Annotated in this window: 21 protein-coding genes; 9 read left to right on the top strand and 12 right to left on the bottom strand. The window is 67.5% G+C overall.

What is annotated here, in order from left to right; genetic code table 11:
* Positions 1 to 37: 37 nt before the first annotated feature.
* Positions 38 to 2,062 (top strand): LCP family protein, encoded by a 2,025-nt coding sequence (locus ACFWAY_RS02140; RefSeq protein WP_378509684.1) that lies wholly within the window; start codon positions 38 to 40, stop codon positions 2,060 to 2,062.
* Between the two features lie 82 nt (positions 2,063 to 2,144).
* Positions 2,145 to 2,843 carry a phosphate signaling complex protein PhoU gene (phoU, locus tag ACFWAY_RS02135; RefSeq protein WP_378455727.1) on the top strand — a complete coding sequence of 233 codons (699 nt, stop codon included), beginning with the start codon at positions 2,145 to 2,147 and terminating at the stop codon, positions 2,841 to 2,843.
* A 145-nt stretch (positions 2,844 to 2,988) separates the two neighbouring features.
* Here the strand turns inward: phoU and pstB are convergent, their stop codons facing one another.
* The 6 genes from pstB to ACFWAY_RS02105 form a co-directional block, all read right to left on the bottom strand.
* Positions 2,989 to 3,765 carry a phosphate ABC transporter ATP-binding protein PstB gene (gene pstB / locus ACFWAY_RS02130; protein WP_007301060.1) on the bottom strand — a complete coding sequence of 259 codons (777 nt, stop codon included), beginning with the start codon at positions 3,763 to 3,765 and terminating at the stop codon, positions 2,989 to 2,991.
* Positions 3,766 to 3,808: 43 nt separating this feature from the next.
* The gene (gene pstA / locus ACFWAY_RS02125) at positions 3,809 to 4,717 is read right to left on the bottom strand and encodes a phosphate ABC transporter permease PstA (RefSeq protein WP_378455728.1); all 909 of its coding nucleotides are present in this window, start codon (positions 4,715 to 4,717) and stop codon (positions 3,809 to 3,811) included.
* A gap of 3 nt (positions 4,718 to 4,720) precedes the next feature.
* Positions 4,721 to 5,794: a phosphate ABC transporter permease subunit PstC gene (pstC, locus tag ACFWAY_RS02120; protein ID WP_378455729.1), complete on the bottom strand. Its 1,074-nt coding sequence runs from the start codon at positions 5,792 to 5,794 to the stop codon at positions 4,721 to 4,723.
* Between the two features lie 67 nt (positions 5,795 to 5,861).
* Complete coding sequence (gene pstS / locus ACFWAY_RS02115) at positions 5,862 to 6,980, bottom strand: phosphate ABC transporter substrate-binding protein PstS (RefSeq protein WP_378455730.1); 1,119 nt, start codon at positions 6,978 to 6,980, stop codon at positions 5,862 to 5,864.
* Between the two features lie 214 nt (positions 6,981 to 7,194).
* Entirely contained in the window at positions 7,195 to 8,109 is a 915-nt protein-coding gene (gene mshD / locus ACFWAY_RS02110; protein ID WP_378509683.1) for a mycothiol synthase, read from the bottom strand.
* Positions 8,106 to 8,864 (bottom strand): winged-helix domain-containing protein, encoded by a 759-nt coding sequence (locus ACFWAY_RS02105; RefSeq protein WP_378455732.1) that lies wholly within the window; start codon positions 8,862 to 8,864, stop codon positions 8,106 to 8,108. Before ACFWAY_RS02105 ends, mshD begins: the two co-directional genes overlap by 4 nt.
* Before the next feature lie 206 nt (positions 8,865 to 9,070).
* Between ACFWAY_RS02105 and ACFWAY_RS02100 the strand changes: the two genes are divergently transcribed.
* From ACFWAY_RS02100 to ACFWAY_RS02080, 5 genes are all read left to right on the top strand, one after another.
* The gene (locus tag ACFWAY_RS02100; RefSeq protein ID WP_378455733.1) at positions 9,071 to 9,850 is read left to right on the top strand and encodes an LmeA family phospholipid-binding protein; all 780 of its coding nucleotides are present in this window, start codon (positions 9,071 to 9,073) and stop codon (positions 9,848 to 9,850) included.
* Positions 9,847 to 10,323 (top strand): thioredoxin family protein, encoded by a 477-nt coding sequence (locus ACFWAY_RS02095; protein ID WP_378455734.1) that lies wholly within the window; start codon positions 9,847 to 9,849, stop codon positions 10,321 to 10,323. The genes ACFWAY_RS02100 and ACFWAY_RS02095 overlap by 4 nt, the downstream gene beginning before the upstream one ends.
* Before the next feature lie 235 nt (positions 10,324 to 10,558).
* Complete coding sequence (locus ACFWAY_RS02090; protein ID WP_378509682.1) at positions 10,559 to 11,011, top strand: DUF4395 domain-containing protein; 453 nt, start codon at positions 10,559 to 10,561, stop codon at positions 11,009 to 11,011.
* A gap of 67 nt (positions 11,012 to 11,078) precedes the next feature.
* Positions 11,079 to 11,915: a sulfurtransferase gene (locus tag ACFWAY_RS02085; RefSeq protein WP_378455736.1), complete on the top strand. Its 837-nt coding sequence runs from the start codon at positions 11,079 to 11,081 to the stop codon at positions 11,913 to 11,915.
* Between the two features lie 3 nt (positions 11,916 to 11,918).
* Positions 11,919 to 12,224, top strand: coding sequence for a DUF1416 domain-containing protein (locus tag ACFWAY_RS02080; protein ID WP_073363076.1), 306 nt, complete (start codon positions 11,919 to 11,921; stop codon positions 12,222 to 12,224).
* 67 nt (positions 12,225 to 12,291) lie between these two features.
* Here ACFWAY_RS02080 and ACFWAY_RS02075 read toward each other — a convergent pair whose 3' ends face one another.
* Positions 12,292 to 13,587, bottom strand: a complete 1,296-nt coding sequence (locus ACFWAY_RS02075) for a cutinase family protein (RefSeq protein ID WP_378509681.1) — start codon at positions 13,585 to 13,587, stop codon at positions 12,292 to 12,294.
* Positions 13,588 to 13,830: 243 nt separating this feature from the next.
* Between ACFWAY_RS02075 and ACFWAY_RS02070 the strand changes: the two genes are divergently transcribed.
* Entirely contained in the window at positions 13,831 to 14,553 is a 723-nt protein-coding gene (locus ACFWAY_RS02070) for an FABP family protein (RefSeq protein WP_378455738.1), read from the top strand.
* Between the two features lie 86 nt (positions 14,554 to 14,639).
* On the top strand, positions 14,640 to 15,749 hold the full coding sequence (locus ACFWAY_RS02065) for a type IV toxin-antitoxin system AbiEi family antitoxin domain-containing protein (RefSeq protein ID WP_378509680.1): 1,110 nt from the start codon (positions 14,640 to 14,642) through the stop codon (positions 15,747 to 15,749).
* A 242-nt stretch (positions 15,750 to 15,991) separates the two neighbouring features.
* On the opposite strand, the gene cydC is transcribed toward ACFWAY_RS02065, so the two are convergent.
* The 5 genes from cydC to ACFWAY_RS02040 all read right to left on the bottom strand — a co-directional run bounded on the left by cydC (position 15,992) and on the right by ACFWAY_RS02040 (position 22,911).
* Complete coding sequence (cydC, locus tag ACFWAY_RS02060; RefSeq protein WP_378509679.1) at positions 15,992 to 17,671, bottom strand: thiol reductant ABC exporter subunit CydC; 1,680 nt, start codon at positions 17,669 to 17,671, stop codon at positions 15,992 to 15,994.
* Positions 17,661 to 19,364: a thiol reductant ABC exporter subunit CydD gene (gene cydD, locus ACFWAY_RS02055; RefSeq protein WP_378509678.1), complete on the bottom strand. Its 1,704-nt coding sequence runs from the start codon at positions 19,362 to 19,364 to the stop codon at positions 17,661 to 17,663. Before cydD ends, cydC begins: the two co-directional genes overlap by 11 nt.
* Positions 19,361 to 20,398, bottom strand: a complete 1,038-nt coding sequence (cydB, locus tag ACFWAY_RS02050) for a cytochrome d ubiquinol oxidase subunit II (protein WP_378455742.1) — start codon at positions 20,396 to 20,398, stop codon at positions 19,361 to 19,363. Before cydB ends, cydD begins: the two co-directional genes overlap by 4 nt.
* Before the next feature lie 10 nt (positions 20,399 to 20,408).
* A complete protein-coding gene (locus ACFWAY_RS02045) occupies positions 20,409 to 21,905 on the bottom strand; it encodes a cytochrome ubiquinol oxidase subunit I (RefSeq protein WP_378455743.1) in 1,497 nt (498 codons plus the stop codon).
* Positions 21,906 to 22,038: 133 nt separating this feature from the next.
* On the bottom strand, positions 22,039 to 22,911 hold the full coding sequence (locus ACFWAY_RS02040) for an aminodeoxychorismate lyase (protein WP_378455744.1): 873 nt from the start codon (positions 22,909 to 22,911) through the stop codon (positions 22,039 to 22,041).

Here is a 22,911-nt window from a genome sequence, read left to right as displayed (position 1 = left end):
CGGATGTCCGAGTCGGCGGAGAGGTCAGGTTGCATCGGTGGGTGATGATCACAGCTCGGACTCACCGACCCCCGAATCCCGCGCCCCCTGGGAGCGTCCTCTCGCGGATCCCAGCTACCGGGAAGCCCAGTCGGGACGGCCGCGCCGACTCCCACCACGGCAGCCACCGCCCGAACGGCGCCCTCCCGAACGGACCGCGCCCCCCGAGCACCGTGCGCAGGTAGAACGCACCGAACCGTCCCGCCACGACAGCGGCCGGATCGGCCGCCGAGCCGCGGGTGGACCCACCGAAGCGCTCTCCGTCGCAGACCTCGTGAAGAAGGTCTCCGGAGATGAACCGAACAGACCCGACGATCCGGACAAGACGGAGATCATCCCCCCGATCGACGAGCGGCAGCCGCCGCCCCCCGGGGTTCCGCCGCGCGAGACCCCTGCGGCGCCTCCGCCGGAGCCGCCACAGAGCACGCCCGAGCCCGAGTGGGTCGCGGATTCCGCCGAGACCACCGCCGTACCGCAGGTGGTCGGCACCCCGGGCACCACCCGCCTGGCCCTCAACAAGACCCGTAAACGCAAGCGTCTCCGTGCCGTAGGACGCGCCGTCGTCGCGCTCGTAGCGGTGGTCGCACTCGCCGGAACCGGCATCGTCTGGGGATACCTCCGCTCCACCGAGGGCAAGTTCGACCAGATCGCGGCACTCGACACCGAGTCGACCGACATCGTCGACGCTGTCGGGCAGACCGGTGACGAAACCTATCTCATCGTCGGCAGCGACACCCGCGCCGGCGCGAGCGGCGAGGTGGGTGCCGGAACCATCGACGACGCCGAGGGATCCCGCGCCGACACGGTGATGCTCGTCAACATCCCCGCCGACCGGAGCCGGGTGGTCGCAGTGTCGTTCCCTCGCGACCTCGACGTCGAGCGGCCGGTCTGCCAGGGCTGGGACAACGCCAGCGGCACCTATACCGAGGAGACCTTTCCCGCCGCCGACGGCGACAAACTCAACGCCACCTATGCACTCGGCGGACCGAAGTGCCTGGTGAAGGTGATCCAGAAGATGTCGGGTCTGAAGATCGGCCACTTCGTCGGCATGGACTTCGCCGGCTTCGAATCGATGGTCAACGAGATCGGCGGGGTCAAGGTCTGTACCACCCAGCCGCTCGAGGACGGCGTCCTCGGCACCGTTCTGCCGGAGGCGGGCACCCAGATGCTCGACGGCAAGACCGCACTGAACTTCGTCCGCGCCAGACATGTCGAGGCGGAGGGCAACGGCGACTACGGCCGCATCAACCGTCAGCAGAGATTCCTGTCCGCCCTCCTGCGGGGCGCCCTGTCCAGTCAGGTCCTGCTCAATCCGGGCAAACTCAACGGCTTCATCAACGCCTTCACCCGCGACACGTTCGTCGAGAACATCGACACGAAATCGCTGGTCACGCTCGGGCGCTCACTGCAGAACGTCGACGCGGGCGCGGTCACGTTCCTGACGGTGCCCACCGCGGGCACCACCGAGTGGGGCAACGAGATTCCCCGCACCGACGACATCAAGGCCATCTTCCGCGCCATCATCGACGACGAGGCGCTGCCCGGCGAGAAGCGTGCCGAACCGCTGCCCTCGTCCGACAGCGAACCGCAGGCTGCGCCGGCACCGTTGTCGGTCCAGGCCGTCGACCCGTCCAGCGTGACCGTGCAGGTGTCGAACGCATCGGGTGAGTCGGGATTGGCCGCGACCGCGGCCGACTCGCTGGCCGCCGAGGGGTTCCAGATCTACAACGTCGGCAACTACACCGGCACCAGCAGCGAGACCGTCATCCGGTTCTCGCCGGGCCACGAAGCCGAGGCGGCGACCCTGGCGTCGTCGTTCCCGGGTGCGGTACTCGAATCGACCACCGGACTCGGGACGCTCGTCGAGGTCGCGCTCGGTTCGAGCTTCTCCGGGACCGTCCGGACGCCGAGCCCGATCGACACACCGCTCAGTATGTCGGACGTGCGAGTCGGCCAGCCGGAGGACGTGGAAATCCCCGCGGACCTGGCGGTTGTGAACGCGGGCGACACGTCCTGCGATTGAGCGCCGGCCGAGCCGCGTCGTTCACTCTGCGTTTACCGTGTGATCGTGACTTGGTTTCCAGTGCACCGTAGGCTGTGACCTCATGCGCGTGGCTTACAACGAACAGATGACCGAGCTTGCCGACTTGCTCGGTGAGATGGCGGGGCTTGCGGGGGTCGCCATGGAGCGAGCCACCCAGTCGCTGCTCCAGGCAGATCTCTCCCTCGCCGAGCAGGTGATCGGCGAGCACGACAAGATCACCGAGCTCAGCACCATCTGCGAGGAGCGGGCGTTCGCCCTCCTCGCCCTGCAGGCACCGGTCGCCGGCGACCTCCGCTCGGTCGTCAGCGGAATCCAGATCGTCGCCGACATCGACCGCATGGGTGCGCTGGCTCTCCACGTCGCCAAGATCGCGCGCCGCCGACATCCCAACCACGTGCTTCCCGAAGAGGTCAACGGCTACTTCGCCGAGATGGGACGCATTGCCGTCTCCATCGGCGCCGCTGCCCGCGAGGTGCTCGAGACGCGCGATCCCGACCGGGCCGCGCGCCTGCGTGAAGAGGACGAGGCGATGGACGACCTCCACCGTCACCTGTTCACCGTGCTCATGGACCGCGAGTGGAAGCACGGCGTGGCCGCTGCGGTCGACGTCACCCTGCTCGGCCGCTTCTACGAGCGTTTCGCCGACCACGCCGTCGAGGTGGGCCGTCGGGTGATCTTCCTCGTCACCGGCAAGCTGCCCGACGAGACCCAGACGCCCGCCGTCGATGCCGACACCCTCACCTCGTACCCCGAACTGTAGAACTCCCCCAACACTTTTCGCGCGAACGGGACGCTCGTACGGTCTGACCGTACGAGCGTCCCGTTCGTTCGCCCGAGGTCACCGTCCGCGGACACGGGAACGCCCCGACCGGAGATCCGGCCGGGGCGTTCCCGTGTTCGTCGCTCTATCCGAAGCGGCCCGAGATGTAGTCCTCGGTGGCCTTCTGCGTCGGGTTGGAGAAGATCTTCTCGGTGTCGTCGATCTCGACGAGGCGTCCCGGCTTGCCGGTGGCCTCGAGGTTGAAGAATGCGGTCTGGTCACTCACCCGCGCCGCCTGCTGCATGTTGTGGGTGACGATCACGATGGTGAAGTCCTTCTTCAGCTCCGTGATCAGGTCCTCGATCGCGAGGGTCGAGATCGGGTCGAGCGCCGAGCAGGGCTCGTCCATCAGCAGGACGTCGGGCGACACGGCGATGGCCCGGGCGATGCACAGTCGCTGCTGCTGACCGCCGGACAGTCCGCCACCCGGCTTGTCGAGACGGTCCTTGACCTCGGTCCACAGGTTGGCGCCGCGCAGCGACCGCTCGGCCACCTCGTCGAGACGCTTCTTGCTGCGCTCGCCCTGCAGCTTCAGTCCGGCCACCACGTTGTCCTTGATCGACATCGTCGGGAACGGGTTGGGACGCTGGAACACCATGCCGATCGTCTTGCGGACGCCGACCGGGTCGATGCCGGAACCGTAGATGTCCTCACCGTCGAGCAGGATCGAACCCTCCACACGCGCACCGGGAGTCACCTCGTGCATGCGGTTCAGCGAGCGCAGCACGGTCGACTTGCCGCAACCGGACGGGCCGATGAAAGCGGTCACGTTCCGCGGGGGGACGGACAGCCCGACATCGGCGACGGCGTGGAATTTGCCGTAGTAGATGTTGACGTCCTTGAGATCCAGACGCTTGGCCATTACCGGCTCCCTACTGATTGGTGTTCGAATTCGAGTGTATGTGTCACTTGCTGCGGACCTGTGAGAAGTGACCGACGACCTTGGCCGCGATGTTGAGGATGGCGATGAGGAGGATCAGCGTCAGCGCCGCACCCCAGATGCGGTTGGTGCCGGCGTCGGTCGGGTTGTTCATCTCGGCGACCATGACGCCGGGCAGCGTGCCCATCTCGCCACCGAACAGGTTGAAGTTGATGAAGGGTGCGTAACCCACGAGGATCAGCAGCGGCGCGGTCTCGCCCATCACTCGGGCCAGCGCCAGCATGACGCCCGTGATGATGCCGGGCAGTGCGGTGGGCAGCACGATCTTGGCGATCGTCTTCCACTTCGGAACGCCCAGCGCGTACGACGCCTCCCGCAGGTCCTGCGGAACGATCCGGAGCATCTCCTCCGTGCTGCGGACGACGACGGGGACCATCAGCAGCACCAGGGCGAGCGCCACGGCGAAGCCGGACTTGGGGAAACCGAACGTCGCGATCCACAGGGCGTAGATGAACAGGGCGGCCACGATGGACGGGACACCGCTGAGGATGTCGACCATGAAGGTGGTCAGCTTCGCCAGCCGCGACTTCCGGTCGGCGTACTCGACGAGATAGATCGCGACGAACAGTCCGAGCGGAATGGACAGCACCGCGCAGACGAGTCCTTGCAGGATCGTGCCGATGAGCGCGTGATAGATGCCGCCGCCCTCGGCCGAGGACGTCAATCCGCTGAGCGAGTGGGTGAACCACGTGGCCGACGTCAGGGCAGGAAGGCCCTTGATGACAGCGGTGATCAGGACCCACACCAGAGGGACCAGCGCCACGAGCACTGCCAGCGTCACGAGGACGGTGGCGGCGAGGTCGGTGATGCGCCGGCGGACACCGACCCCCTGGAAGGTGGGGGCCTTGACCGGCTTGTCGAGGGTCGCGGTCATGGGTCAGTCCTTCTTTCCTGCGATCACGGCGCGGGCCGCGGCGTTCACGACGAAGGTGAGCACGAAGAGCACCAGGCCTGCGGCGATGTAGGCGCCGGCCTGAATGTTGTTGTTGAACTCCGCGTAGCCGAGAGCGATCTTGGAGGCGATGGTGGCGCCGCCGTCGAACAGCGACCATCCGAAGGGCTGCGACGTGGTGCGCAGGATCAGGTAGAGCGCCATGGTCTCACCGAGCGCGCGGCCCAGGCCGAGCATCGATCCGCTGATGTAGCCGGACTTGCCGAACGGAATGATCGTGGTTCGCACCACTTCCCACCGGGTGGCGCCCAGTGCGAGCGCCGCCTCGATGTGGGACGTCGGCGTCTGCACGAACACCTCGCGGGTGACCGCGGTGATGACGGGAAGGATCATGACGGCGAGCACGATGCCGGCGGTGAAGATGGTGCCACCGCCGGTGATGGAACCGCTTCCTGTCGCGAACAGCGGGAACCAGCCGAGCTTTTCGTTGAGCCACACGGCAAGTGGTGTGATCGCGGGAGCGAACACCAGCAGACCCCACAGGCCGTAGACGATCGACGGCACGGCCGCCAGCAGGTCGATCACGTACGCCAGCGGACGTTTGAGCCAGTTCGGCGAGTATTCGGTGAGGAAGATCGCGATGCCCAGGGCGACCGGCATCGCGAGGATCAGAGCGAACAGCGAGACGAGCACCGTCACCTGGAACAGGTCGAGCACACCGAACGCCATGGCGTTGATGTTCTGGGTGACCCACTCGCGGCTGGTGAGGAAGTTGACCTGGTTCCTGCTCAGTGCGGGAACTGCGCGCCAGATCAGGAAGATGCCGATCGCGGCGATGAGGATGGAGATGAAGACGGCCGAGGTGGTCGCGAGGGACTTGAAGATCCGATCCCCCGGCCTGGCGACGGACTTGCCGCGGGGTGCACCTGTCGGAGTCGGGGTTTCGGCCTTGGTCGTACTCAACTCGGCCTCCGGGGTGCCGTTCGGACCGCCCACCCCGACTCCGCCAGAAGCGGAGCCGGAGGCGCGAGGTGCTGATTCGATGTGCGCGTCACTCATCTGCGCTCGCAATCTTTCCTGGTCAGAATATCGAGTCATGGGCGGGTCCGAACGACTAACGGTGCGATCAGCCGATGGCGGCGACCGACGCGTTCAGCTTCTCCTTCATGGAGTCGGGCAGCGGCACGTAGCCCTGCTCGGCCAGGTTGGACTGGCCCTCGTTGGCGGCGCTGGTCAGGAACGACTTGACCGCTGCGGAGGTGTCTGCGTCGTAGCCCTTCGAGCACACGATCTCGTAGGTGGCGAGCACCAGCGGGTAGGCGCCCGCTTCCTTGGTACCGAAGATCGAGCCGAGGTCGAGGGTCAGATCACCCACACCCGCACCCTTGAACTTTGCACCCTCGATGGCCTTCGCCGCCGACTCGTCGGACAGCGCGACGGGGCCCGAGCCGGTGTCGATCTGCGCGGCCGACAACTTGTTCTGGTCGGCGTAGGACTTCTCGACGTAGGTGATCGAGCCGGGGGCGGAGGCCACTGCCTGCGCGACACCGGCCGACCCCTTGGCGCCCTCACCGATTCCGCCGGTGAAGTCGGAGCCGGCACCGGTGGTCCAGGCACCGTTGGAGGCGGCCGTGAGGTACTGCTGGAAGTTGTCGGTGGTTCCCGACGAATCCGAGCGGATGATCGCGGTGATGTCCTGGTCCGGCAGGGTGGCGCCCGGGTTGAGGGCGGCGATGGCCGGGTCGTTCCACTTCTTGATGGTGCCGTTGAAGATCTTGGCGGTCACTTCGCCGTTCAGCACCAGGTCCTCGACGCCGTCGAGGTTGTAGGCGACCGCGACGGGTCCGAAGACGAGCGGAAGGTTCCAGGCCTCGCCGCCGACGCAGCGGGCCTTGGCCTGCTCGGCCTGCTCGGCCTTGATCGCCGAGTCGGAGCCGGCGAAGTCGATCTGGCTCGCGATGAACTGTGTACGTCCGTCGCCGGAACCGCTGGGGTTGTACGCCAGGTTGACGGTCTTGCCCTTTTCCTGGCAGACGGAGATGTAGGTGGAGACGAACTGGTCCATGGCGTTCTTCTGAGCCGAGGAACCGGCCGAGGAGAGGTTGGCCTTGCCCTCGCACGTCGAGGTCGACGCGGCTGCGTCGACGCCGCTCGACGCTGCGTTGTTGTCGCTGCCACACGCGGCCAAGGTCATGGCACCCAGGGCCACTGCACCGAGCAGGGCGCCACTGCGCTTGAGATTCACCTAGTCCTCCGGAAATACCGTCTCGCCCGCGATCGGGCGGCGACATGAGGTGCGCTTCGTTGAAATCTGCACCAGGCAACACGGCGCTGCCCATGGAGAAACCTAGGGGTAGCTAATGTCCAGTTGGACCACGATCGGTGAACGGAAGGTGAACAGACCGAGCATTTGTCCATATTTCCCAGACGAACGGCGGGTGCCGCAGTAGAGGAGTGCCTCAGGCTCGCGCGTACGCGACGTCCGTGTGGAACCGCTCGAACCCGAGCCGGTCGTAGGTGTGCAGCGCCGACGCGTTGTCGCCCTCGACGTAGAGCAGCACCGCACCGAGCCTGCGGTCACGCAGGTAGTGCAGCCCGGCGAGCGTCAGCAACCGGCCGAGTCCACGTCCCTGGGCGTCGGGACCGATCGCCACCACGTAGACCTCACCGATGGCGGGCTCGTCGCCTTGCTTCGGATGCACCTTGGTCCAGTGGAATCCCAGCAGCCGCTTCTCGTCCGACGAGGCGAACGCCATGAACAGGCCGGCCGGGTCGAACCAGGCCTCCGCGCGACGTTCGGCCATTTCACGTTCGGTCCACGACCCCTGCTCGGGATGCCAGGCGAAGGCGGCAGCGTTGACACGCAACACCTCGGGATCGTCTTCGACGCCTCGGTACACGCGGAGTGAAATATCTTCCGGCACAACGAGTTCCGGGAGGGCCGTATCGGCGAGCGGACGCCGGAGCTGCAGCAGCTCGCGCGCACCGGTCAGCCCCAGACGCTGCGCCACCGCCTGCGCCGCAGGCAGATTGCCGTGCGCCCACACGCGGACGTCCGGACCACCCTCGGACAGGACCTCGGTGACCAGCCGGCCACCGATTCCCCGGCCACGCGCTTCGGGGTCGACCGCGAGTTCGGCCATCGCGGGATGATCCCCGTGACCCGGCTGCAGCTGCGCATACCCGACGATCCGATCGGCGTCGGTCTCCACGAGGTGACGCACACCGTCGCCTCCGCCGGACACGGCGTGTAAGCCCTGCTCCGACACGGGCGCGGTTCCGTCCGCCGCCGTCGCGCGTTCCAGCAGGGCAGACACGTCCGCGGCCTGCTTGCCGTCGAGTCGATCAGCCCAGGACTGCACCGAAGCACTCACTGGAACGCAGGCCCTTCCGCGGATTCGAAGTCCGCGTCGTCGGCGTCGAGGTCGTCGACGGGTGGCACCGGCGCACCCGACTTGCTGCGGGTGGGACGAACCGCCTTGTAGCCGACGTTGCGAACTGTACCGATCAAGGATTCGTACTCGCTGCCCAGCTTGGCGCGCAGACGACGCACGTGGACGTCGACCGTGCGGGTGCCACCGAAGAAGTCATATCCCCACACCTCCTGAAGCAACTGCGCGCGGGTGAAGACGCGACCCGCGTGCTGCGCCAGGTACTTGAGGAGTTCGAACTCCTTGTAGGTGAGGTCGAGGGGGCGGCCGCGCAGACGGGCCGTGTACGTGCCCTCGTCGATGACCAGTTCGCCCAGCGTGATCTTGCCCGAGGCCTCCGGGCTGGCGACGCCGCCTGCGCGTCCGACCAGCAGTCTGAGGCGGGCGTCCACCTCGGCCGGTCCGGTGCCCGGGAGCAGGATGTCGTCGAGACCCCAGTCGGAATTGACCGCCACCAGGCCGCCCTCCGTGAGCACCGCCACCACGGGAACCGCGGAACCCGTGCTGCCCAGCAGCCTGCAGAGGCCGCGAGCAGCCGCGAGGTCGGTGCGCGCATCCACCAGGGCGACGTCGGCGGAGCTCGCTTCCAGGAGAGAGGACACCTCCGTCGGGGCAGGCCGCACCGAATGCGCCAGCAGGGCGAGGGCAGGCAGCACTGCCTCGGGGTTGGGGTCGGAGGTAAGAAGCAGTAGCTCCACACAGCCTCCCATCTCGTCGCCGTCGTACCCGGCCGGCCGACGGATCGTTCATCCGCCGGTCCAGGTAGATCGACACTGAAGGTATCGACACTTTTGTCGGTGACAGAGTAGCGCGCCGACGTCGGCGTCCGTTGCACCGAACCCCCGGCAACCGGCGCGGAGGTTGCACCGACACTCCCCCGAACGGTGTCCGTCACAATGGGGCCGTGCGGAAACTCATCATCGGAATCGTCTTCCTCGTGGCTCTCGGTCTCGTCGTCGACTTCGGTTCGGCGGCCTACGCGGAGTACCGGGTATCGCGGGAACTGCGGGCCGGCGCGTCCCTCACCGCGGATCCCGAGGTGACGGTTCACGGCTTTCCGTTCCTCACCCAGGCGTGGAACGGAAAGTACGAGAACATCGAGATCCGCGCCCAGGGAGTACAGAGTGACGTCGTGGGTGAGGTGACGATCGAGTCCACCCTCCTGGGCGTCTCTGCGCCGCTGTCCGACCTCGTCGACGGCTCCGTGAAGACCCTTCCGGTCGATCACCTCTCCGGCCGCATGCTCATCGACGCCACCGACCTGGGACGCTTCCTCGACATCCCCGACCTGCAGGTTTCGGCCCCGCCGGCCAGCAAGTCGGACGGCACCGGCGGTTCCGGCGGATCGGGGATGCCGACCGCGGGCGGCGTCGTCCTCACCGGCACCGTCCCCGTCGGGCCCATCGAGACCACCGTCAGCGTGCAGGCCGACCTGGTACTCGACGGCGGTCAGGTGAAGATCGTCGCGAGCGACTTCTACTTCGGGCCCGAGGGCCACGCCGACTTCACCATCCCCGATCCCCTCGCCCCCGCGATCCTCGGCCTCTTCACCCGGACGATCGACCCCCGGGAACTCCCGTTCGGCGTCCAGCCGACGGAGGTCTACGCGGAGGGCTCGCAGATCGTCATCGAGGGCGTCGGCAACAACGTCACGATCGACCTGAACGAACTGCAGAGCCGATGACCGGAATCACACTGTTACTGATCGCACTGTTCGCCGCCGTCGCGTTCGGGCTCGTCTGGCAACGTCGCCAAGGCGCGGTCCGGAGCACCGGTGAGACGACCGCGGTCGTGAGCGACGAACGCCGACTGCTCCTCGAGGCGGCGGGCGTCGGGCCGGGGTCGCCCGAGCACCCTCGACGGGCCACCGTTCTCCACTTCTCCGCCGACTGGTGCGGACCCTGCGCGGCGGTGCGCAGGGTGGTGGGACAGGTCGTCGCAGACCTCGCCGGCGAGCCGGAACCTCCCGTCGAAGTGGAGGTCGACATCGACGAGTATCCCGCTCTCGCCAAGGAACTCGGCGTTCTGTCACTGCCGACGACGTTCATTCTCGACGCCGACCTGCAGCAACGCTTCCGGGTGTCCGGAGTGCCCGCCGCGACCGACCTGCGGGCCGCGCTGGGACCCCTCACCCGGCCCCCGGCTTCAAATTCCTGAAGAACCGGGTAAACTCGTCGTCGTGCAATCCAGCCACGAGCTCATGCTCACCCGTCGCCGCACGGTAGACCTGTGCCGCCTCGGGGCTTGTTGCTGTACCTGTTGCTGATCACCAGGGCTGTCGCTTTCTGCTGACACCGCGGACTCCGCGCACGTGATCGAAACCCGATTCGACGTCTTCCGTCGTCGTTCGGCGCCAGGCAAGCATTCAGGACTCACCGCAGGAGCACTTCTCATGTCCACAACACTCGAGCTCGAGCAGGTCGACGTTCGTGGCCCCCGGTTCGCCGCCTGGGTCACCACCGCTGCTCTCGTCGCCGTGCTCGTCGTGTCGACGTTCTCGCTGGTCGCAGCTGGAATTCTCCTGGCGCTGCAAGCGGTCGTCTTCGCGGCAGGCGCAGCCACCGGGCCGCGACGCAGCCCATACGGCCGGATCTTCGGCACCCTCGTCGCGCCGCGTCTCGCTCCGGCGAGTGAGCGCGAACCCGTCGCACCGCTCCGCTTCGCGCAGCTCGTCGGCTTCGTCTTCGCCGCCGTCGGCACCGTCGGCTTCTTCGCCGGCTCCGGCGTCGTCGGCGCTGTGGCCACCGCATTCGCCCTGTTCGCGGCGTTCCTCAACGCCGCGTTCGGCTTCTGCCTCGGCTGCCAGATCTATCCACTCGTCGCACGCTTCCGCACCACGGCCTGAAAGTTTCACACCGAGAACCACTGCTCGATCCACCCGACACAAGTAAGAACACATCGAAAGGAACACCATGGCTCGCTCCGATGTCCTAGTCTCCGCCGACTGGGCTGAGCAGAACCTCAACGCCCCCAAGACCGTTTTCGTCGAGGTGGATGAGGACACCAGCGCATACGACGGCGGCCACATCGAAGGCGCCATCCGCCTCGACTGGCGGAAGGACCTGCAGGACGGCGTCCGTCGTGACTTCCTGAACCAGCAGCAGTTCTCCGATCTCCTGTCCGCCAAGGGCGTCGCCAACGACGACACCATCGTTCTCTACGGCGGCAACAACAACTGGTTCGCGGCCTACGCGTACTGGTACTTCAAGCTGTACGGCCACCAGGACGTCAAGCTGATCGACGGCGGCCGCAAGAAGTGGGAGCTCGACGGGCGTCCCCTCTCCAAGGAGACCGTCACCCGCGAGGCCACCCAGTACAAGGCCGACGCACCCGACCTGACGATCCGCGCGTTCCGCGACGAGGTCATCGACGCCATCGGCAGCAAGAACCTCGTCGACGTGCGTTCGCCCGACGAGTTCTCCGGCAAGATCCTCGCTCCCGCGCACCTGCCGCAGGAGCAGGCGCAGCAGCGTGGACACGTCCCCACGGCCATCAACATCCCGTGGAGCACCACCGCAAACGAGGACGGCACGTTCAAGTCGGACGACGACCTGGAGAAGCTGTACTCGGAGAAGGGCTACGACGAGTCGAAGCCCACCATCGCGTACTGCCGTATCGGCGAGCGCTCCAGCCACACCTGGTTCGTGCTCAAGGAGATCCTCGGCAAGTCCGACGTCAAGAATTACGACGGCAGCTGGGTCGAATACGGCTCACTCGTCGGCGCACCCATCGAGTTGGAGGTTCACTGAGCCATGTGTGGAGCACCTGTACAGACCCAGACCCTGCCCGCGGGCGTCGACGTCGAGAAGGAAACGGTCATCACCGGCCGCGTTCTCGCCGCTGACGGCCAGCCGATCGGTGGAGCGTTCGTGCGTCTCCTCGACGGCGGCGGAGAGTTCACCGCCGAGGTCGTCGCCTCCGGCACCGGAGACTTCCGCTTCTTCGCCGCCCCCGGCGACTGGACCGTGCGTGCACTGTCCAGCTCCGGCAACGGCACCTCCACGGTGAGCCCGACGAGCGCAGGCGTGCACAACGTCGACGTCACGGTCGGCGAGTAGTCACCAGCTGAGCACCAGAAGGGCCCCGCTCCGGATCCGGAGCGGGGCCCTTCTGTCGTGCAGGGATCTAGTTGCCCGGTGCGGACGGGGCAGCCGGGGCCTTCCGATCGTTCTCCGAATGCGCGAGCGCGGTGATCCAGTCGACGACCTTCTCGCTCTCCCAGTACCAGGGGTCGTTCGGATTGTTGTTCCAGTAGAACAGGTGCTGGATGAAGCCCAGGAAGATGTACGGCTTGATCACCAGTTCGAAGACGTCCCTGTTGTCCTCTACGAACCCCGGGCCCTCGTCGGCGAGCTTCGCCTTCACGACCTCCGAACCGGGGCCCATCGCCCAGTTGAGCGCCTCGACGATCTGCTCCTGGGACAGCTGGATGTTCCGGTCCGGGCCGTCGGGGTCGTAGGTCTGATCGGCGACCTTGCGGAGAACATCCAGGAAGGATTCGTCCGAGGCGAACCAGTCTTCGTGTGTGACGATGTGCACAATCGACCGCGCCGCCATACTCGATACCGCATTCGCGAAGTCGGAGACGGTCTGGCCCGGGTTCAGCAGGGTGAAGTGCATCTGTCCCAGCACCCCGAGCGCCAGCTCGAGGACGGCGATCTCCTGCGGCGCGTCGCACGCGATGTCGTAGGGGCGGCACGCATAGGTGATCTTGCCGTCGAGAGCGCCGTAGTCGGCCGGCTCGGATGACATGAAGCCACCCCCGGGTGGGCCGGGTTCGCCCATCGAGGGGGTGCCCGCGGGACGGTACGGGTCGCCGATCAACGCGACGCCGGCGATGTCGTCGGCGGTAACCAGAGCATTGCTGTCGCGATGGCCGAGTTCGCGCGCCACCCTTTCGACCACCTCGGCGCCGACGCTGTATCCGAGCAGCACGAACTTGGTGTCGTCGCCGCACTTCGCCTTGTTCTCGTCGAGGATCCTGTTCGTCGACGCGACACCCGCGGCCATCGAATCCTGGTATGTCGGAACGGGTTGCAGCAGACCCAGGCCATACGTGGACGGATAGGACACGTACATCCACCCCACCGTTCCCGGCTCGTCCTTGCTGGCCTCACCGGTCGGCACCGTCACGTTGCCCACCCAGTTCGACCACACCTCGCCACTCTCCGCGAGGGGGTTGCGGTCTTCTTCCGAATCCGTCGCGCCCGAGACCGCGACGATGAGGATGTCCGGGCAGTCGACGGCGTAGTTGTTCGGATCGACACGGTCCGTGTCGGCACTCCCCGAACCGGCGCTGCCGGTGTCCGGCGCGGCGACGGCGAGTCCGGGAGCGCCGAACGCGGAGACGGTGAGCAGCAGCACCGTCGCCGTGATCGCGGCCCGCACCAGACCGGTGACGGCAGTACTCGATCGATGCATGGGACCTCCGGGAGGGACGGGAGACAAGACGACCGCATGGGGATGTTCGGAACCCGACCGGGTGGTCGCCTTCGAGAAACCGTAGCCGCAGTCACCGTAAGTCGCCTCCCGTTTCGACCGTTCGACGGGTTCGGTTTAGGATGTCCCCGTGGTTATCTTCTTCGAGGTACTTCTTGTCCTTGCCGCCGTGTTGATCACGTGGTTCTCGCTCTACACGATCTACCGCCTGGTCACCGACGAGTCGTGAGTCAGAACCCGGACGCAGGCGCAGATCCGCCTTCCGAGCACCCGACTACGAGCGCGCCCGCTGGGGACCCCCCTGCTGTGCGTCGTGGTAGCGGTGACGCAGCCGTCGCGGACGCCATCGAGCGTTCCAAGACGACGGCGTCGCGGAACATCCCGCAGCTTCCGGACCTTCCGCTGCCCGAGGACACCGCAAATCTGCGGCTCGGCCCGGATCTGAACAACGAACTCCTCGCAGTACTGCCCCTCGTGGGTGTGTGGCGCGGTGAAGGGGAAGGCCACGACCCCGACACAGGCGACTACCCCTTCGGGCAGCAGATCATCGTCTCCCACAACGGTGGCAACTACCTCAAGTGGGAATCCCAGACCTGGGTTCTCGACGCCGACGGCAACTACGTGCGCCCCGACCTCCACGAGACCGGCTTCTGGCGGATCAGCGGAGACGGCATCCCCGGCAGCACCAACGAGGAAGTCGTCGAATTCCTCCTCGCCCACAGCTCCGGCATCGTCGAACTGTTCTACGGCCAGGCCCTCACGCAGTCGTCGTGGGAGCTCGCGACCGACGTCGTGATCCGCAGCACCTCCGGTGTTCTCGTCGGCGGCGCCAAGCGCCTCTACGGCATCGTCGAGGGTGGCGACCTCGCCTACGTCGAGGAACGCATCATCGCCGACGGTGAGCTGCGCCCCCACCTCTCCGCGCGGCTGTCCCGCTACGTTGGCTAGCGCCCGTGAGTACTTATTAACCACGGGCGGTTGATAAGTACTCACGGCTCGGGTTATCCACAACCTGAGGTTCATCCACAGGCCAGTTGAGATCGGTCCGTTTCGGGCAAATCCTGTCGGTCGGCGTACACACCGTCGCGTCCATGACGACTGCGACGATCGACTTCAGACCCGAATTCCAACGCGTCCTCGACTATCAGCACGGCCTCGTCACGGCCCGGCAACTGCGCGGACTGGGTATCTCTACCCGGCAGATACAGCACATGGTGGAGTCCGGCCAGTGGTCGGCGGTTCTGCACGGCGTCTACGCCGTCACGAACGGTCCGCTCGACCGGCCGATGAGGCTGTGGGCGGCGCTGCTGTTCGGCGGTCCCCGAGCAATTCTCAGTCATCGGACGGCGGCCGAAGAGTGGGGGCTGATGCCCGTCGACCCCGAAGGGCCGATTCACGTCACCGTGCCCTACGGGTTGTCTGCCGAGCCGCAGGGACCGACGTATCGGAAGGTCGGCCGGCGATCCGACCGTCCCGTCCCCCGCGAGGGCGATCTCCTTCACCCCGGGGTCGTGGTGCACCGATCCCGGGCGCACGCCCACATCCTCGTCCCGACGCTTCCGCCCCGAACGTCCCAGGCCGACACCGTCGTCGATCTCGCTGTCGCGGAGCCCTCGGCAGTGGCGGCCGCACGGGTCCTCGTGTCGGCGGTCACCGGCAGCAACATTGCGGTCCACGAGCTGCTTCGACGGATCGAGGAGCGTCCACCGCGCAGATACCGCAAGGCTCTGACCGATGCTCTGACGTTCGTCTCCGACGGAGTCCAGTCGATTCTCGAACACCGGTACGCCGTCGACGTCGAACTCGCGCACGGACTACCGGCCGCCCGACGACAGTCGCCTGTGCTCGTCGACGGAAAGACCCTCTACGAGGACGTGGACTACTCGGACAGCGGCGTTCCGCTCCTCGTGCGGCTGGACGGACTGCGGTACCACTCGTCGCGGTCGGTGGCGCTGCGCGACCGGCGTCGCGGCAACGCGGCGGAACTCGCCGGCAAGGCGGCGCTGGTCTACGGCTGGGAGGAGGTGACGCGGCGCTCATGCGACGTCGCGGCCGAGGTGCGGACGGTGCTCGAGCGGGGCGGCTGGAGTGGGCCGAATCCGTGCCCGCAGTGCCGTGAGTACTTATTAACGTCGGGCGGTTGACAAGTACTCGCGGGCGCGGAGCGCACAACGGCCCCCGAGCCTTCCGGTGCTTGCGCACCGGGCCCGATCTGGACCAGACCGGGGGCTCGGGGGCCGGGTAGCTGCCTGGGATTCGCTCGCCGCTCGCGCGGTCAGTGAATTCCGTCAGCGGTAGCGGCTAGCTGGCAGCCACCTCACGTGTCCGTCTGTCATTCAATTTCAGACCACCTCCTTCCTCGTGTACTGAAGAACGTACGCCGCACTCACGGAGTCGGCAACGCATTTTCGCTCTCAGCTTTCTCGACCCGTATCACCAGGTCAGCGCTGGTATCCTCCGGAAGCTGGTGGGTGACCACCACGACGGTGCGCTGCGGCGACACCAGTCCGCCGTCGCGCGCGAGCAGTCGCCGGAGCAGGTCGGCGCCCGCGTCGGCGTCGAGGTGTTCGGTCGGTTCGTCCAGCAACAGCACCCGGGCGGGCGACAGCAGCGCCCTGGCGAGGAGCAGCCGGCGACGCTGTCCGCCGGACACCGCCCTGGCACCGCCGGCGAGGGTCGTGTGCACGCCCTCCGGCAGCCCCGACACCCATCCCCCGAGCCCGACGGACTCCAGGACGGTCACTGCTTCCGCCTCCTCGAGGTCGCCGCGCGCCACCCGCAGATTCTCGAGCACGGACGTGTCGAAGAGGTGCGCGTCCTCCGCGAAGAATCCGACGTTGCGGCGGAGAACCTCGGACCTGACGTGGTGCAGGTCGAGTCCGTCGACCCGGACCGTCCCCGACACCGGTGGGAGCAACCCGGCCAGGGTCATCAGGGTGGTCGTCTTCCCGGACCCGCTGCCGCCGACGATCGTGACCCGCGCGCCCAGCCGCAGGTCGAGGTCGAGCGGGGCGGTGACCTGCCCTCCGGGCCAGCCGCACCGCAGGTCCTTCGCGACGACTTGTGCGGGTCCGTCCAGTTCCCGGTCTCCGGGGTGCGGATCCGCGACGGCGGCGTCGAGCACCGCGAGTATGCGGCGCGATGCGATCCGGGCGCGGGTCAGTGCGACCGCTGCCGCGGGCAGCGCGGCCGTGGCCTCGAACGCGGACAGCGGCAGGAGCACGAGGATGCCCATCGCCATCGGGCTCATCGTCCCCGACGCGTATAGGTCCGTGCCGATGAGTAGCGACGCGATCACACTCACGCCCACCGCGAGCGGCGTGGCGGCGTCCGCGAACGCGCTGGGTGCGGCGGCGCGGTCGGTGGCCGCGACCGCGGCATGTTCGGAGCGGACCGCCCGCGACACGGTCCGGTCGAGGCGACCCGCGACGCGGAGTTCCGAGGCGTGATCGAGCGCCGTGACGGCGTCCTCGCTGAACCGGGCGCGCGCGTCGGCGCCGGACGTCTCGGCCAGGCGGGCGGCCCGCGCGGACAACCAGGGCGCCGCGACCCCCGACACCGCGAGCGCCACCGCGAGCACGAGCGCCGAAGCGGGCGAGATCACCGCGAGGATGCCGACGGCGGCCACGGCCAGGACGACGGACACGGCGATGGGAATGACCGCGCGCACCACGACGTCACCGAGGGTGTCGACGTCGGCCCCGGTGCGGGCGAGGAGTTCGCCGCGGCGCAGGCCGGCAGCGGCCGCGGGGTCGCCGTCGGCCAGCCGCTGGTACAGCTGGGTGCGGGCGGATGTGGTCCCGCGCAGGGCGGTGTCGTGGGTGGCCAGCCGCTCGAGGTAGCGGAAGACGCCGCGGGAGATGCCCAGTGCCCGCACCGCCACGACGGCGACGCTGAGGTCCAGGACGGGCGGCATCTGCCACGCCCTCGTGATCAACCACGCCGACAGCGCCGCCAGCGCGAGCGCACTGCCCAGTGTGGCCACGCCGGCGGCGACGGCCCGCAGTACCCGTCCCGGTTGCAGGTCGAGGAGCGGCAATGCCTGGATCAGCGGGTCACGCGACATCGGCGCTCACCTCGATCACCCGGTCGGCGGCCGCGAGCACGGTCGGCCGGTGCCCCACCACCACGACCGTCCGGCCGGCGGCGGCCAGGCTCCGCAGCGAATCGAGCACGGTCCGCTCCGAGGCGTCGTCGAGGTGTGCGGTGGGTTCGTCGAGCACCAGGACGGGACGCCGGGTGGCCAGCACGCGGGTCAGGGCGAGCCGCTGCCGCTGGCCGAGCGACAGTCCCGTTCCGCCGGATCCGACGCGCGTGTTCCAGCCGTCGGGGAGTTCCGCGAGGACCTCGTCGAAACCCGTCGCCGCACAGGCCTGTTCGAGGTCGACGACCTCGCCGATGAGCCGAAGGTTCTCGTCCAGGGTGCCGGGAACGAGGACGGGGTGCTGCGGGAGCCACGCCACCTGCGACCACCACGCGGACCGGTCGAGCGAAGCGACGGCGGCGCCTGCCACCCGCGCCTCCCCACCTTCGGGTTCGACGAGGCCGAGGAGTGCCTGCACCGCAGTCGATTTCCCGGACCCGTTGGGCCCGGTCAGCACGGTCACCGCGCCGGGTTCGAGGGTCCCGGTCAGTCCGTGCGGCGCCAGGCCGTGCCGGGACCGGACGTCGACGCCGTCGAATTCGAGACGCGCCCCGGCCGCGTCCACCACGACCGCACCGTCGGCGGCGTCGGGACGATCGGTGTCGATGACGGCGAAGGCCCGGCTCGCCGCGGCCATTCCGTCCTCGGCAGCGTGGAACTGGGTTCCGACCATCCGCAGCGGAAGGTACACCTCGGGCGCGAGAATCAGTGCGACGATTCCCGCTTCGAGTCCCATCTCCCCGTACACCAGCCGCAGTCCGATGCTCACGGCGACGAGTGCGACGCAGAGCGTGGCCAGCAGTTCCAGCACCATCGACGAGAGGAACGCCACCCGCAGCGCCGACATCGTGGTGCGGCGGTGGGCGTCGCCGAGTTCGCGCACCCGAGTCGCCGGTCCCTGTTCGCGGCCCAGCGCGCGGAGCGTGGGCAGTCCGGCGAGGAGGTCGAGCAACTGGGAGGACAGCGTGGTCATCGCCGTCAGTGTCTTGGCGGCCTTGCCCTTGGTGAGCAGGCCGATGAGGATCATGAAGATCGGGATGAGCGGTAGCGTGACGAAGATGATCGCCGCCGACGTCAGATCCTGAAACATGATGACCGCCAACGTCGCAGGAGTGAGCGTCGCCGCGAGGACCAGGGCCGGAAGATACCCGGTGAGGTACGGCACGAGACCGTCGATTCCGCGGGTGAGCACGGTGGCGATCTCGTCCCGCCGCGGATCGAGCTCGCGCGGTCGCAGGCGGGTGGCGACGCCCAGGACCTCCCCCTTCAGCTCCGCCACGACCCGCGTGGCGGAGCGGTGCGCGAACCGGGACTGCAGCCAGGTGGCGAGCACCCGCACTCCCACCGCGGCGGCGAGGACCCCCAGTTCGGTGGACCACCGGCCGAGGTCGGTGGCGTCGTCGACGATGACTCCGCCGAGCACGCGGCCGATCATGAGCGCCGACACGATGACCATCGCGACGTTGACGATCGACAGCGCGACCGTGAGGACGAGATACCCGCGGGCGGCCGCGGAGTAGCGCCAGAGGCGGGGATCGACGGGGCGCCGGGAACCTCGCTCCCCGCCCGGGCGTTCCTCGACCGGGCGGGGTGCGTCGCCTACCGCTGTGCTCATCTGCGCTCGAGCGGGAGACCGATCGACGGCGGGATGTGCTTGGTCGAGATCCGTTGGCGGAAAACCCAGTACGTCCAGCCCTGGTAGATCAGCACCACCGGGGTGAGGAAGGCTGCGGCCCACGTCATCACCTTCAGCGTGTACGGACTCGACGAGGCGTTGTCGATGGTCAGGTTGTACGCGGCGTCCAGCGTGGACGGCATGACGTTGGGGAACAGCGAGCCGAACAGCAGGGCCACGGTGGCGATGACCGCGATCGACGTGAGCAGGAACGCCCAGCCCTCCCGTTCGGCGCGGGTGAACGCGACCACCCCGAGGAGTGCGGCTGCGGCGATCGCGACGAGGATCCACGTCCAGCCCTTGCCGTGCGCCAGCTGTGTCCACAGCACGAACGCGCCTGCCACCGGAACGGCCGGGATGGCGAGCCGGGACGCCAGTTCGACGGCGTCCGTGCGTACTTCGTCGGCCGTCTTGAGTGCGAGGAACACCGCGCCGTGCAGTGCGAACACGAGTGCGGTCGTCAGACCGCCCAGCAGCGCATAGGGATTGAGCAGATCGAAGAGGTTCGAGGTGACCTGCTTGTCGGCGTCGATGTCGACACCCCGCACGATGTTCGCGAACGCGACACCCCACAGCACGGCAGGCACCCAGGACCCGAAGACGATGCCCCAGTCGCATCGCCTGCGCCAGGTGTCGTCGTCGATCTTGCCGCGGTACTCGATGGCGCAGATCCGGACGATGAGCGCGACGAGAATGATCAGCAGCGGCAGATAGAAGCCGGAGAACAGGGTGGCGTACCACTCCGGGAACGCCGCGAACAACGCGCCGCCACCGGTGATGAGCCACACCTCGTTGCCGTCCCACACGGGGCCGATGGTGTTGAGCACCACCCGCCGTCGAGTGTCCCCGTTCGGGTCCTTGCGCCTGCCCAGCACCGGCATCAGCATGCCGACACCGAAATCGAATCCCTCGAGGACGAAGTACCCGATGAAGAGCACCGCGATCAGGATGAACCACACTTCTTGAAGTCCCATGACCGTCTCCCTAGTACGCGAACGAGAGTTGCTCGGGCTTGCCCGGTTCTTCGGGCTCGTCGTGGTCGTCGCCCGGTGGATGCGCGTCGTGTTCGAGCGGTCCCTCGATCGTGTAGCGGCGGATGAGCGTGAACCACACGACGGCCAGCGCCCCGTAGACCACCGTGAACGTGATGAGCGAGACCCAGACGGTCCACGCGGAGTGATTCGAGACGCCTTGGTCGACAGTCAGTCTGATCATGTCGACACCGGTCGGGTTGGGTGCCACGACCCACGGTTGGCGGCCCATCTCGGTGAACACCCAGCCCGCGCTGTTCCCGAGGAACGGCGTCGGGATGACGAGGATGGACAGCCAGCCGAACCACTTCTTGTCCGGGACGCGGCCGCCGCGGGTCATCCACAGACCGACCACGGCGAGTAGCGCCGACCCGGCGGCCCAGCCGATCATCGCGCGGAACGTCCAGTAGGTGACGAACAGGTTGGGCTTGTAGTTGCCGGGCCCGTACATCTCCTCGTAGCGGGCCTGGATCTCGGTGACGCCCTCGACGGTGGAGTCGAAGGTGCCGTCCGCGAGGAACGAGGTGAGCCCGGGGATCCTGATGAGCTGGGTGATGCTCTCGCAATTGTTCTGGGTGCCGACGGTGAGGATGGAGAAGTCGGCACCGGTTTCGGTGTGGCACAGCGATTCGGCCGATGCCATCTTCATGGGTTGCTGTTCGAACATCAGCTTGCCCTGGATGTCGCCGGTGATCGCGAGTCCGATGCCCGCGGCGACCATCACCCACAGCGCGAGGATGGTGACCGGACGGAACATCGTCCGGGCGGTCTCCTCGTGCTTCTTCGCCACTTCGGGTTCGGTGGCTTCCTTCGATTTGCGCATGCTGCGCACCATCCACCAGCCGCCGACGCCGGCCACGAACGTGCCTGCCGTGAGGAACGCTCCGGCCACGACGTGCGGGAAGGCCGCGAGAGCTGTGTTGTTGGTGAGCAGTTCCCAGATGCTGGTGAGTTCCGCGCGTCCGGTCTCGGGGTTGTAAATGGCCCCGACCGGGTGCTGCATGAACGAGTTGGCGGTGATGATGAAGTACGCGGACGCGTTCACACCGATCGCGACGAGCCAGATGGTGGCGAGGTGGACGAGCTTGGGCAGCCGTCCCCAGCCGAAGATCCAGAGGCCCAGGAACGTCGACTCGAGGAAGAACGCCACCAGTCCCTCGAGGGCGAGGGGTGCGCCGAACACGTCACCGACGAAGCGTGAGTACTCGCTCCAGTTCATCCCGAACTGGAATTCCTGCACGATGCCGGTGGCCACGCCGAGCGCGAAGTTGATCAGGAAGAGTTTTCCGAAGAACTTGGTGAGCCGATACCAGTGGTCCTTTCCGGTGACCACCCACATCGTCTGCATGACGGCGATCAGCGGGGCGAGCCCGATCGTCAGCGGAACGAGGATGAAGTGATAGACGGTGGTTATGCCGAACTGCCACCGGGAGACATCCAAGGCATCCATGGCTACTCCGAAACTGGGCCCGTAGGACAGGCTTCAGGGCCGGAGCGTGGGCTTCCGCCCGACCCTTGAAAACAACGTACTGCGGGGTCGTTTCCCCCGCAGGACTTTGCTACTACGAAATGTAGTAGACCTGTCAAGCCTCCGCGGACTCGGTACCCGCCGTCTCGACCGCGAGGTCGACCAGCTCCACGATCTCGTCAGCGAGGGGCGCCACAGGCAGGGCCAGCCCGTCGATCTTGCGCACCTGCGCGGCCATGGTGACACTGGAGATGAGCCAAACACCTTCCGCTGTAATGAGATCCGCCGGACGCAGCGCCGCGTACTCGCAGCGGAACCCCTTGCCGGACGCCACCTCGTACAGCGCCTGCTGCGTGGTGCCGGGCAGGATTCCGTGCTCCGGCGGCGGCGTGAGGAGCGTCTTCTCGCGGGCGATGACCACCGTGGAACGTGGCCCTTCCAACACATTCCCCTCACTACTGACGAAGATCACATCGTCGGCGCCGAGTGTTGCCGCGTACCGCAGCGCCGCCATGTTCGTGGCATACGACAAGGTCTTCGCCCCGAGGAGCTGCCACGGCGCGCTCGCCGACAGATCCACCGAGTAGCCACGGGCCAGTGTGAGTACCGACACTCCGTCGCGCCGTGCCTCCAGGATCCGCTCGGAAACCGGCCCGACGGTGACGAAGGCGGTCGCGTCGCCACCGGACTCCCGGCCGCGGCTGAGCACGAGTCGCATGGCGCCCTCCCGCTCGGACCCCCACTCCTCGACGGCCAGCTCGAGGGCCAGCCGCCAGTCGTCCAGGTCCTGGGTAGGCAATCCGAGGGCGCGCGCCGACGCGACGAGACGAGTGAGGTGTGGCTCGACCTTCAGTGCGCGACCGGCGCGCACCAGCAGCGTCTCGAAGACACCGTCGCCGCGCACCACCGCCAGATCGTCCGCGTGCAGCAGGGGGGCATCCGCGTCCCGCACCTCGTGGTCCAGCGTCACCAGCACTCGATCAGACAT

The organism is Rhodococcus sp. NPDC059968 (genome assembly GCF_042738615.1).
GTDB lineage: Bacteria > Actinomycetota > Actinomycetes > Mycobacteriales > Mycobacteriaceae > Rhodococcus_F.
This window is presented reverse-complemented; position numbering and strand designations above follow the sequence as displayed.